Annotated in this window: 10 protein-coding genes and 2 pseudogenes; 2 read left to right on the top strand and 10 right to left on the bottom strand. The window is 65.8% G+C overall.

Features of this window, described 5'->3' with window-relative positions; translation table 11 throughout:
• A pseudogene (locus KHN96_RS22495) lies at nucleotides 1-365 on the top strand (hypothetical protein); the annotation flags it as partial.
• A gap of 139 nt (nucleotides 366-504) precedes the next feature.
• Here the strand turns inward: KHN96_RS22495 and KHN96_RS22490 are convergent.
• From KHN96_RS22490 to KHN96_RS22440, 10 genes and pseudogenes are all read right to left on the bottom strand, one after another.
• Nucleotides 505-636: pseudogene (locus KHN96_RS22490) on the bottom strand (integrase core domain-containing protein); the annotation flags it as partial.
• Between the two features lie 313 nt (nucleotides 637-949).
• Complete coding sequence (locus KHN96_RS22480) at nucleotides 950-2,467, bottom strand: putative bifunctional diguanylate cyclase/phosphodiesterase (RefSeq protein WP_181817631.1); 1,518 nt, start codon at nucleotides 2,465-2,467, stop codon at nucleotides 950-952.
• Complete coding sequence (sorB, locus tag KHN96_RS22475) at nucleotides 2,449-3,117, bottom strand: SorB family sulfite dehydrogenase c-type cytochrome subunit (RefSeq protein ID WP_221892517.1); 669 nt, start codon at nucleotides 3,115-3,117, stop codon at nucleotides 2,449-2,451. Before sorB ends, KHN96_RS22480 begins: the two co-directional genes overlap by 19 nt.
• Before the next feature lie 11 nt (nucleotides 3,118-3,128).
• Entirely contained in the window at nucleotides 3,129-4,376 is a 1,248-nt protein-coding gene (gene sorA, locus KHN96_RS22470) for a SorA family sulfite dehydrogenase catalytic subunit (protein ID WP_045785196.1), read from the bottom strand.
• A gap of 37 nt (nucleotides 4,377-4,413) precedes the next feature.
• Nucleotides 4,414-5,799 carry a beta-propeller fold lactonase family protein gene (locus tag KHN96_RS22465; protein WP_045785195.1) on the bottom strand — a complete coding sequence of 462 codons (1,386 nt, stop codon included), beginning with the start codon at nucleotides 5,797-5,799 and terminating at the stop codon, nucleotides 4,414-4,416.
• Nucleotides 5,799-6,290, bottom strand: a complete 492-nt coding sequence (gene copM, locus KHN96_RS22460) for a CopM family metallochaperone (protein WP_052698580.1) — start codon at nucleotides 6,288-6,290, stop codon at nucleotides 5,799-5,801. Before copM ends, KHN96_RS22465 begins: the two co-directional genes overlap by 1 nt.
• A gap of 4 nt (nucleotides 6,291-6,294) precedes the next feature.
• Nucleotides 6,295-7,137 (bottom strand): anti-sigma factor family protein, encoded by an 843-nt coding sequence (locus KHN96_RS22455; protein ID WP_045785194.1) that lies wholly within the window; start codon nucleotides 7,135-7,137, stop codon nucleotides 6,295-6,297.
• The gene (locus tag KHN96_RS22450) at nucleotides 7,134-7,661 is read right to left on the bottom strand and encodes an RNA polymerase sigma factor (RefSeq protein ID WP_175851596.1); all 528 of its coding nucleotides are present in this window, start codon (nucleotides 7,659-7,661) and stop codon (nucleotides 7,134-7,136) included. Before KHN96_RS22450 ends, KHN96_RS22455 begins: the two co-directional genes overlap by 4 nt.
• A gap of 23 nt (nucleotides 7,662-7,684) precedes the next feature.
• Nucleotides 7,685-8,119: a nuclear transport factor 2 family protein gene (locus tag KHN96_RS22445; RefSeq protein WP_115044301.1), complete on the bottom strand. Its 435-nt coding sequence runs from the start codon at nucleotides 8,117-8,119 to the stop codon at nucleotides 7,685-7,687.
• A gap of 117 nt (nucleotides 8,120-8,236) precedes the next feature.
• Complete coding sequence (locus KHN96_RS22440) at nucleotides 8,237-9,283, bottom strand: YeiH family protein (protein WP_066708475.1); 1,047 nt, start codon at nucleotides 9,281-9,283, stop codon at nucleotides 8,237-8,239.
• Nucleotides 9,284-9,414: 131 nt separating this feature from the next.
• Here KHN96_RS22440 and KHN96_RS22435 point away from each other — a divergent pair, with 131 nt between their 5' ends.
• Nucleotides 9,415-10,329, top strand: coding sequence for a LysR substrate-binding domain-containing protein (locus KHN96_RS22435; RefSeq protein WP_200899120.1), 915 nt, complete (start codon nucleotides 9,415-9,417; stop codon nucleotides 10,327-10,329).
• Nucleotides 10,330-11,037 lie beyond the last annotated feature (708 nt).

Here is an 11,037-nt window from a genome sequence, read left to right as displayed (position 1 = left end):
AACCCGCCAAAAACCGCCCTGCACGGGCGAAATCCGGCTCGAAAGCGACGCCAGGCCGGCGCCACGATGCCGCAATCCGGGCGGCAGAGCGGGTTGTTCAGACCTTCCCTAAAGCGGAGGTCGCCAAGGCGGAAGCCGAGCTGATCGTGCTCAACAATCGGCGCAGCGACATCGAGCAGGCCAATGCCCGCAAAGCCGCGCAGGCCGAACGGGAACTGGCCGATGCCCTGGCGCAGGCGCGTGAGGAACTGGCGCAGATCACCGGCACGGCGACCGATGCCGACCGGCAGGCGGCCATTGCCCGCAGCTACCGCGATCTGCGCTCGCGCCTCGCAGCGGAAATGGCGTGCTGTCGGTGCACCTGAACGGCGTGCTCGCCATTCAGATGAACGCGCAGGACACCATCCGGGGTGGCGGCCCGCTGCTCACCGCCTTCATCGGCGCGATACCATCCACCCCGGACTCACTGCCTGATTGGCTACAAGTTCCATACTCAGGTCAGAACTGCCGCCAGCGTTCGATCAGGACCTTCGCCTCGGCGCGGCTGCGGAACCACTCTCGGTTGAGCAGCTCGTCCCGCAGCTTGCCGTTAAAGCTCTCGACGAATCCGTTCTGCCAAGGGCTGCCAGGCGCGACGAGGCCCGGGCTGATGTGTTCGGTTACCTCGAGCGGTTCCACAACCCGAGAATGCGTCGTAGAGTTGCCCGGCGTGACCGGGAGTTTCAGGCCTTAATCAAACCGTCCTGGAAACGGGGTAGAACCCTTGGGGCGAACCAGCCCAAGTGCCTTTGGTCTGTGCGCTTTCGCAGAGGCAACGGCCCCGATCGCTGTTGAACCGACCGGGCTGACGGCTCCCGATCACGGATCAGCGTGAACGCTACGAAGAGTTTGAGAGAACTCGGGGGCGTGATCATGCGCCGGGGCCCGGCGCCATGGAGCGGCTTTGCCGTTATGTACCGAGGTGGCCTTGCTCTTGGCGATCCACGTCCTGACCGAGATCATGACTCGGACATGCGCTTTGCAACCACCTGCGCGCGAAAACCTCGGCCGGCTCCGGACGGGCGAAGTAATACCCCTGTGCTTCGTCGCAACCCAATGCCAGCAAGTGTTCCGCCTGCGCTGCCTCTTCCACACCTTCGGCCAGGGTCTTGAGGCCGAGGCTCTTCGCCATGGCAACGATGGCGGACACAATGGCGAGATCGTTGCGATCGGTCAGCATGTCCCGCACGAACGAGATGTCGATCTTCAGTTTATGAACGGGAAATCGCTTGAGGTAAGCCAGTGAGGAATACCCGGTGCCGAAATCATCGATGGACAGCGCAAACCCGGCCGAGGTCAGGGCGCGCGTGACCTCCACGGCACGTTCCGGGTCGCGCATCATGCCCGACTCGGTCAGCTCGAGCTCGATTGCAGAAGACGCTGCACCGGATTCGCGAGCGATCCTAAGACACCGGTCAACGAAATCGTCGTCCTCAAATTGTTTCGCGGCCACATTCACCGCGACCCTTCCGGGCAGCGGACACCCTCGTTCCTGCCAATGCCGCACCTGGCGGCATGCCCCGGCGAGCGCCCATTCGCCCAATGTACCGATCAATCCCCGTTCTTCCGCGATCGGGATGAATTCGGCTGGGGAAACCATGCCCCAATCCGCATCATGCCATCTCGACAGTGCCTCGGCGCCTACGATTTTGCCGCTGGGCAAATGCACCTGGAGATGATAGTGGAGTTGCAACCGTCCGGCGGCAAGCGCGGTTTCCAGGCGATGGACGATTTCCAGCTTCCTCGCCAAATCCGTACCCATCTCCGAACGGTAGAAGCGATAGCCCCCGCCGCTGGCCTTGGCCCGGTACATGGCGATGTCGGCGTGTTTGAGCAGCTCCTCGGCCGAGCGTCCATCTTCTGGATAGAAAGCAATGCCGATACTTGCCTTGAGCGCAAAAAACCGTCCATTGATTGCGAGAGGTTCGGCGAGCGCTTTTTGGATACGTTCGGCGATGAGGGCCGCGGCCGACTGGTTGGCCCCCATTGCAATCACGACGAACTCGTCGCCTGCCAGGCGCGCCAGGGTTTCCTCCTCTCGCAATGCGGCCTGAAACCGCCGGGCGATCTCGATGAGCGCCCGGTCGCCGATGGCGTGCCCCTGGGTGTCGTTGATCTCCTTGAAGCGGTCGAGATCCAAAAACAGAAGCGCCACCCGCTGTCCGTGGCGCTGGGCGCTCGCCAGCGCTTGCTTGAGCCGATCCAGGAACAACGCCCGGTTGGGCAGGCCCTGCAACGTGGTGGTGCGGGAGGACACGCCGGGGCTGAGCACCGTCGCGTTCATCGATCCGCAAACCATGGTCGCGTTGAGCGGCAACCCACAGGTGCGCGAGGTGGCCGATGACGCCGCGGCGCGGCTGGCTCGCGTGCGCGAACGCCTGGCGGCGGGATGAGGAACGCGGACCGGCGTCAGCGGCTCAGCACCCACTTCGCCAGCGTATCCAGCTCGGCCGGCGTCAGTCCCGGGTACGGCGGCATCGGCACCGTGCCCCACTTGCCGGCGCCGCCCGCGCGGATGTTGGCGGCCACCTGCTGCAGCGCATCGGCCTTGCCGGCGTATTTCGCCGCGACCTCCTTGAACGCAGGGCCCACGACCTTCTGCTCGACGGCGTGACAAGCGGTGCAATTGTTGGCCTTCAGCAGCGCTTCGGGCTGCAGCGACGCAGCGGTAGTGGGGGTTGCCGGTGCAGCGGTCTTCGGGGGCGGCGCGGCGGCCACCATGGCGGGTGCCGGTGTGGCAGCGGTGGTCTGCTCGGCGCCGTAGGTCTTGACGAGGTAGTCGACCATTGCCGGAATGTCCTCGTCGGAGAAGGGCGCACCGAACGGGTGTTTCATCTTCTTCACCGTGGCTTCCCAGTAGCTGCGCGGGGAGGTGGACGGCTGGTACTGCACATATTGCGCCGAATGACAGGTCATGCAGTTCTGCTGCACCAGCCGGTAGCCCGGCAGCTCGCTGGGCTTGTATGCGGCCGTCTCAGCGGGCAGCGTGATGTCCAGCGCGAAAGCGGCAGGCAGCGCGGCCGTCGCCGATATGATCCCCACGAGAACGCGCAGGCAGTAACGTTGTTTTGTGCTCATGCCTGTTCTCCTCATGCCGCGACGACGCGCGTGGTCTCGACGACGTTGCGCATGTAGCCGGCCGGGTTCCACAACGCGGACAGCGGCTGGCTTTGACCGATGCGGTTGACCGCGCGCACCTTCAGTTCATGAGCGCCTCGCTTGCTCGGCTTGAAGGCCACACTCCACTCGCGGAAGGAATACTTGCCCAAATCCTTGCCGAGCCGGGCTTCCGTCCAGGTGTGTCCACCATCGGCGGAGAAGGCGACTTCGGTGATGCCGAAGCCGCCGTCGAAGGCAATGCCGCGCACCACCGTCTCGCGCCCAACGCGCACCTTGTCGCCGTCGCGCAGGCTGGTGATGAACGAGCGCACGTTGAACCGGTTGATAGGCACGGTCTTGGCTGGCGCCTTGCCCGGCTCCACGCAGGCGCAGGCGTTGTCGGGAATGCGGTAGGCCGTACTCATCCAGAACCCGTCGAACGCCTTGTCCAGCACTTGAATGTCGGACAGGTGCTTGACCCAGTAGGTGCCGTAATGGCCGGGAACGATCAGCCGGACCGGATAGCCGTTGAGCATCGGCAGGTCCTCGCCATTCATCGCCCAGGCCAGCATCACCTCGCCGTCGAGCGCGTGGTCGACCGCGAGCGCCTTGACGAAGTCCGGGCTCTCGCCTTGCAGCGGCGGATGGTCCAGGCCATTGAAGCTCACCTGCACGGCACCGGCCTGCACGCCGGCCTTCTCCAACACTTTCTTCAGCGGCACCCCTGTCCAGCGTGCGTTGCCCATCGCGCCATTGGACAGCTGGCCGCCGTTGGCGCGCGGCGTGAAATGCCCGCGGCTGTTGCCGGAGCACTGGTTGACCGCCACCAGCTCCACCGGGTCGGCCAGACGCTTCAGGTCGTCCAGCGACAGCTCCAGCGGCGTGTTGACCTTGCCGCCCACGCGCAGCCGATAGCTTTGCGGATCGATCGAGGTGGGAATGCCGCTCCAGTGGTAGCGCACGAAGAACGCGTCGTTGGGCGTGATGACGCCTTCGTTGAAGACCGAAAACGGCGTCTCCAGCTGCGGCGGCCGGCTGGTCAGCAGGATCAGCGGGCGCTTCTGCGGAAAGGCCACCAACTCGCGCTCGCCATTGTCGAACGGCAACACGACGCGACCCGCAGTCGCCGCAAGCGCCTCGGCGGTCGGACCCATCAGGCCGGCACCGGCGCCGATGGCGCCCAAGGTCTTCAGCACACGGCGGCGCGCAGGCCAGGGGGGGGTGTCGTCACGCTCCATGTTTGTCTCCTTCTTCGAGTAGATGGGAAACCGCGCCCTATCGGGCGCTCACCAGAACTGCATTCGACGCCTGCGCCGCCGCATCACCTTCGACCACGAGAATCTGCGCGACGGAAGGCGTTTTCGACGACATGGTGGTCACCGCGTCTCGCAGCGGGCCGATCACCGTGCCGTTGGCCGCCCCGGCGGGGTTGGTCTTGAAACTCGCGATCGGCGAACGCTGGCTGCTCACATACACGTTGTACACCGTTTGCGGCTTGAGCTTGAAGAGGAAGACTTCCAGAGCGTCCACCAGCCCCAGGTTGCGCGCCACGACGAAGCCGCGGGCCTCTCCCTGCGTGGCTTTGAGCGTAATGTTGACTGGCTCGTCGTTGACGCGGGGCACGAGGTGGGCTGTGCCCGTGCCGCTGGGCACGGCGTTCGACACATAGACCAGCGCCTGCGGGGCCTGCCCCACGGGTGCGCGAGCGATCACCCGGTCGGTGGCGGTGTCGATCACGTCCACCGCGTCACCGTTTTCCAGCCCCACGTACATGCGCGTGCCATCGTCGGATGGCCAGATGCCGTGCGGTAGCGCGCCCACCGGGATGGTGGCCAGCAGCTTGGGCGTGGCGTCGGTGGTGTAGACCTTCACCACGTTCTCGCCGCCGATGGTCACGTAGGCCAGCGTGCCGCGTGCGGTCTTGGCGAACCCGAGGTGGTTGGTGATGAATCCGGTCTCGATCACGCCCTTGACCTGAAGCGTATCGGTGTCGATGCGGGTCACCTTGCCCACGTCCTTGTGCGTCATCCACACTTCCTTGAAGTCCGGGGTTAACTGCAGGAAGGGCGAGAACGGGCTGACCACCGGGATGCGCTTGATCACCTTGCGCGTGGGCACGTCGATCACGTCCACCTCCGGCGTGAAGCTGTGCACCACGAAGGCGATGTTCTTCTGCGGATGGAACAGCACCATGCCCGGCCCGGGCGCGGTTTCGATGCGGCCGACTTCCTTGAAGGTCGCGGCATCGATCACGGACACGTAGTTCTCGCCGCGCACGACCGCCCACACGTGCTTGCCGTCCGGCGTGAAGAACGCCTCGTGCGGCGAGCGGCCGATGTAGGCGATGCCTTTGACCTGGTTGGTGGCGGTGTCGATGAAGGCGACCGAATTGGAGCCGTTGGAAATCGCGACCAGGGTCTTGTGGTCAGGCGAGAAGCCCAGGCCGTGCACGTTGAGCTCACCCTTGTACAACGGCGACAGCACCTCCGGCCGCACGTTGCCCAGCCGGATCTGGCCCAGCAGCGTGTTGGACGAAGGATCGATCACCGACACCGTGTTGGTGTTCTGGTCGGCGGTGTAGACGCGATCGGCGGGGGCCGGCGCGGCCAGCACGATGCTGCTGAACAATGCCAGCGGCAGAGTGAGGGAGAGTCGTTTCATCACCGGGTTCCTTGTGTTGTGCTGGTGGAGTGGGATGGGTTGCCCGCTGCGTCCTGGGTGGCGGCACCGTCGGCATGTCGTGCGAGCCAGGCCTGCATCAGCCGGATTTCGTTGTGTTGCTCGGTGATGATCGACAGCGCCAGGTTGCGCAGCTCGGGGTCCTGGGTATGCAGGAGGACGGCCTTGGCCATGTCGATGGCGCCTTGATGGTGCGGAATCATCATCGTGACGAAGTCGTGGTCCGGGTTGCCGTTCATCGGCGCGGCGCGCATGTCGTGCTCCATCACCGCCATCGCGTCGTCCATCAATTGGGCGAAAGGTTTGGCCGTGCTCGCCACGAAAGCCGGCGGGGATTGCATTAGGGTTGCGGCCGGGTGGGAGTGGGCGTGTTGCGCCAGCGCCGGTGAAGCTACCAACATGGCCAAGGCAGCAAACACCAGCGGGCGGGTTGATCTCGAGAGCAACGTGATCGTGAAGGCGGGGGTCTGCATGCGTTCAGCTCGGTTGCAGTTGGGAATAGACGGCTGTTGCGATGCGCGCGAGCTCGCCCTTGTTGATACCGGCCGACAAAGCATTGCCGAATTTGCCGTCGATCCAATAGAACACGTTGACCGGCCCCTCCTGTGCGAAGCGGAAGCCGGTGTCCTGGTTGGCGGCCTGCTCGTGGGTGACATACAGGGTCAGCCGCTGCCCCGTGGCGTCGTGGTACATGAACTGCGCCACCGGGCCGCTTGATCCCGGCAGCAGGCGCCCGCCGATCAGCTCGTAGCCCAGCGCGCCCAGCTTCGGGGGGCGGATCTTTGCGCCCAGGCGCTTGGACAGCCAGGCGACCAGCTGGTCTTCCTGGTCGGCGCCGATCTCCACCGGGCGCCGCACGTCGGGGCTGTAGACCACGTGCGCGATGGCGGCTTGCCGGGACAGGCTGCCGGCCGCCGCGTTGATGATGGCCGCCGGTCCACGGGTCGATCGGGCGAGCATCTCTGGCGGTTGCAAGGCGCCTCGCCCCAGCCAGCCTGCGCCTGCACCCACAAACACCAGTGAAAAGCCCGCGGCCACGCGTTCGAGCGACCAGCGCGACAGGCGCGTTCCCGCGTGGGGTGCAGCGGAGCGCGTGCGCGGCGCACGGGCAGCCTGCAGCAATACGTCGGGAACGGGTTCATCCAGCAGCGACCCGTACAGCGCCTTGATCGCCTGCTTGTCTTGCCGGTAGGCCTGCAGGCGCTGCGCCTCCTGCGGGCGCTCTGCCAGGTAGCTTTCGATCTCGGCGCGCCGGTATTCGGGCAACAGGCCATCGACATAAGCCTGCAGATCGGCTTCGGTGATGGGCAATGCGTTCATTTCACCACCTTCAGAGTCTGGGGTTGAGAACGCCCCTCCATCACGCCACCCAGGCGAGCCCGCCCACGCGACAGGCGCGACACCACGGTGCCCAGTGGCACGCCGAGCGTACGCGCGATCTCCTCGTAGCTCATGTCTTCCAGCGCCACCAGCAGCAGCACCTCGCGCTGCTCGGTCGGAATCTGCCGCAGCGCGGTTTCGAGATCTCTCATGTCCAGGCCATCGGTCTGTGAAGCCCTCACCGGCAACGCCAGCGCTTCGTCATGCAGGGGCACGGTCGCCACGGCGGGCCGGCGGCGCTGGTCCACATGCAGGTTGTGCAGGATGCTAAACAGCCAGGCGCGCATGTCGCCGTCCGGCCGCCAACTGTCGATGCGCGCCCAGGCCCGCTCCAGGGTGTCCTGTACCAGGTCGTCGGCAGCGGCGCGGTCGCCCACGAGCGCGCAGGCGTAGCGGTGCAGGCGCGGCAGGGCGGCGACCATAAGCGCGCCCGCCTCGGTCAGTGACACCTCCTGCGCATTCATCGCGCCGGGGCCTGTGTGGCCGATCAGTAGCTGGCGACCGCCAGTTTCGGATCGATCTGCCAGGTTTCGTTGACGATCTTCGCGTCGCGGTAGATCAACACATAGCGCACTTTGATTGGCTGCTTGCCCTCGAACTGCACATTGGCGGTCACGGTCGCGCCCCTGGGGTTGGCGGCTTCCTCGACCTTGTCGACCGACACCTTCAAGGCCCCTTGGGACTTGGTGAACTTTTCCCACACGCCGCGGATCGCATCGGCGCCCGCGTAGCTGCCGTCCAGCGGCCCCCCAACCCAGGTGAGGTGGGCGTTGTCGGCATAGCCGCGCATCAGCGCGGCCAGATCGCCCGAGCCGATGGCCTGGAAGTGCGTGCGGGCGTCGTCGGCGGGTCCGGCGAACGCCGTGCCGCTGAACAGGGTCGCGAGAGCGAAAGCGGTGGCGGTGGCGGTGAGTCGTTTCATGATCGGTAGTCCTTAGTACGTGGGTGGAAGAAATGAGGTTGACATTGAGGTATACGGGAGCGTCGGCCGGTTTATTCCCGCCTGGGCGCAAAACTCATCGCCTCATCGCGGCATGCTTCACCCCAGCCAGTGGCTGACGGCCCGGTTCACACCATAGCCGCCGACCATCAGAAAACCGAACAGCGTGGCCGCCAGCAGCAAGGGCTTAAGGCCCGCTTGGCGGATGGCTCCCACGTGGGTACGCAGCCCGAGCGCGGCCATCGCCATGGCCAGCAGCACGGTGTCGAGCTGCACCAGGGCCGCGACCCATTGCGGCGGCAGCCACCCCAGCGAATTCACGCCGGCGGCGGCGATGAACACCAGCGCGAACCAGGGAATGGTGATGCGGGCCGCGCCACCCTGTCCGTCGGCCCGGTCGGCCCTTGACAGCGCCAGCAGGAACGGCGCAAGCATCATCACGCGCAGCATCTTGACGATGACGGCCGTGGCGGCGGCCGGCTCGCTGACGCTGCGCCCGGCGGCCACCACCTGCGCCACCTCGTGGATCGTCGAGCCCGCGTACACGCCATAGGCCTGCTCGGACAGGTGCAGGTACGGGTACAGCAGCGGGTAGGCGAACATCGCCAGCGTGCCGAACACGACCACCGTGGCCACGGCCACCGACACCTTGTGCGCCTGCGCGCGCACCACCGGCTCGGCGGCCATCACGGCGGCGGCGCCGCAGATCGCGCTGCCCGCGCCGATCAGCATCGAGGTCTGCCGGTCCAGCTTGAACACGCGCGTGCCCAGCTGCAGCGCGAGAACAAAGGTCAGCGCCACCATCAGCGCATCGATCACCACGCCGGCCCAGCCGATGGCGCCGATCTGCTGGAAGGTGATGCGAAAACCGTACAGCACGATGCCCGCGCGCAGCAGCCGGTTCTTGGAGAAATCGACCCCGGCAGCCGTGTGCGCGGCGATGGCCGGAAAGAACGTGTTGCCGGCCACGATGCCCAGCACGATGGCCAGCGTCAGCGCCGACAGGCCCCAGCGCCCCGCCCAAGGCGTCTGCGCCGCCACCATGGCGGCGGCGGCAAGTAGCCCCGCCAGCGCCAGGCCTTGCCACCAGGCACGCGTCCTCCAGGTCGGAGGCGCAGAGGTCGTGGCGGACAACGAGGTGGACATGGTCGGACTCCTTCACGGAAAACGTTGGCTGGCGCTTAGAGACCGCTATGAGCGCCGCGATGCACGTCAGCTTCCTGCATCTGGTACCATGAGTCCAATACATTCTTTTCAAGAAAACGTAACTTTAAGTTATGCGACTGAATCTTCACCTGCTGCGCGTGTTCTTCACTGTGGCTGAGCTGCGAAGCTTCTCGCGCGCGGCCGAGGCCCTGTTCATCAGCCAGCCCGCTGTCTCCAAAGCCGTGCGCGAGCTGGAATGCCAGATCGGCCTACCCTTGCTCGAACGTGGCGCGGGCGGCCCCAAGAGCGCCCGGGGCGTGCAACTGACGCCGGACGGTGCGGCGGTGTTCGAGCATGCACGGGGCATCTTTGCGCTGGAGCGGGCCGCGATCGAAGACGTGCAGGCGCGCGTGGGGCTGCAGCGCGGTCGCCTGCGGGTGGGGGCCAGCACCACCGTGGGTGCCTACTGGCTGCCCCAACTGCTGGCGGACTTTGTGCATCGCCATCCAGCCGTCGATGTGCAAGTGGTTCAGGGCAACACGCAGATGGTCTGCGAGGCCCTGCTCGACTGCCGCATCGACATCGGTCTGGTCGAGGGCGATGTGCACGACCCGCGTCTTGCAGCGCACACGTGGCGCGAGGAGCCGCTGTGCGTCGTCGCTGGCGTGCACTCGCCGCTGGCGCGCAGCCGACGCCTCACCGCCGCCACACTGAGCAGCGAGATCTGGCTGCTGCGCGAGCCGGGCTCCGGCACCCGCGACGTGGCCGACCGGCTGCTGCACGAACTCGCGATCCGGCCACAGCGATGCATAGAGATCGGCAGCAACGAAGGCATCGCCCGCGCCGTCGCGGCCGGCCTGGGGGTGGCACTGCTGCCGATGCGCGTGGTGCGCGAGCTGCTGGCGCTGCGTGAAGTGGCTGCCCTCAAGCTATCAGGCGCACCCAAGCTGGTCCGGCTCCTGTGGCGCGTGGAACTGAAGGGCCGTCCGCCGTCGCCGCTGGTGCTGGCCTGGCGTGAGGCGCTGGCGCGCCCGCTCGCGCACTGACCGGGCGCGAGCGGGCCGCTCTGCTGTCGTTGCCTTCAGGAGTAGTCGTCTGAGCTGCGCGAGTTACTGGCACCAGATCGCATTCACAAGCTGACCGAGCAGGAGTTCGTAGATGCCGTTTCCCGGGTGCACGCGATCCGAGACCAGGCCGTCAGGCAGGGATACGAGCACTTGGTCTTGCCTGACCGACCGCAGGCCGGCGACGACAAGGTGGAAAAGTTCGGCGAGTGGCTCTGACGGCAGCGATTCGCGGAACGCGATCCGCAGCGACGACTGCCGAAGTGGCTTATTGCTTCAATCGCCGATTCGATCTTAAAACCACCCTCCCGCGCCTGATCATCGCAGCGGCGCGTACGTGCGCTTGCCCGTTGCAGATGATCAGGTGGGCTGAGGGACATTGCTAATCAAGAGTACTTGTGGCGTCCCCTTGAAATCTACACACCAGGGCACCACATCGCAATTGTTTCCAAGCACCTGCAACGATTGAGCAGCGAACTAACGGTAGTGTGCGGTGGGCTGTGAAAACCGCCCAGCGAGACGTCTTCGCGCTCGACGAGTTGGCGGCCTATTTAAGGAAGGTCTGAACAACTCCGCCCCATTGCGCGACAATGCCTCACCGTGATCGGGGTGAGTGCGATGCAGCTGTCGTTCGGTGATGCCGAGGGTCTGGGGAGCCGCAAGCGCACGCGGCGCGAGGTGTTTTTGGCG

Source organism: Ralstonia mannitolilytica (assembly GCF_905397375.1).
GTDB classification, from domain to species: domain Bacteria; phylum Pseudomonadota; class Gammaproteobacteria; order Burkholderiales; family Burkholderiaceae; genus Ralstonia; species Ralstonia mannitolilytica.
This window is presented reverse-complemented; position numbering and strand designations above follow the sequence as displayed.

What these genes read in the sequence shown, in the direction of transcription:
- KHN96_RS22435 (WP_200899120.1), top strand. Translation starts at nt 9,415, where the DNA reads ATGCGACTGAATCTTCACCTGCTGCGCGTGTTCTTCACTGTGGCTGAG.
- KHN96_RS22440 (WP_066708475.1), bottom strand. Translation starts at nt 9,283, where the DNA reads ATGTCCACCTCGTTGTCCGCCACGACCTCTGCGCCTCCGACCTGGAGG.
- copM (WP_052698580.1), bottom strand. Translation starts at nt 6,290, where the DNA reads ATGCAGACCCCCGCCTTCACGATCACGTTGCTCTCGAGATCAACCCGC.
- sorA (WP_045785196.1), bottom strand. Translation starts at nt 4,376, where the DNA reads ATGGAGCGTGACGACACCCCCCCCTGGCCTGCGCGCCGCCGTGTGCTG.
- KHN96_RS22450 (WP_175851596.1), bottom strand. Translation starts at nt 7,661, where the DNA reads ATGAATGCGCAGGAGGTGTCACTGACCGAGGCGGGCGCGCTTATGGTC.
- KHN96_RS22445 (WP_115044301.1), bottom strand. Translation starts at nt 8,119, where the DNA reads ATGAAACGACTCACCGCCACCGCCACCGCTTTCGCTCTCGCGACCCTG.
- KHN96_RS22465 (WP_045785195.1), bottom strand. Translation starts at nt 5,799, where the DNA reads ATGAAACGACTCTCCCTCACTCTGCCGCTGGCATTGTTCAGCAGCATC.
- KHN96_RS22455 (WP_045785194.1), bottom strand. Translation starts at nt 7,137, where the DNA reads ATGAACGCATTGCCCATCACCGAAGCCGATCTGCAGGCTTATGTCGAT.
- sorB (WP_221892517.1), bottom strand. Translation starts at nt 3,117, where the DNA reads ATGAGCACAAAACAACGTTACTGCCTGCGCGTTCTCGTGGGGATCATA.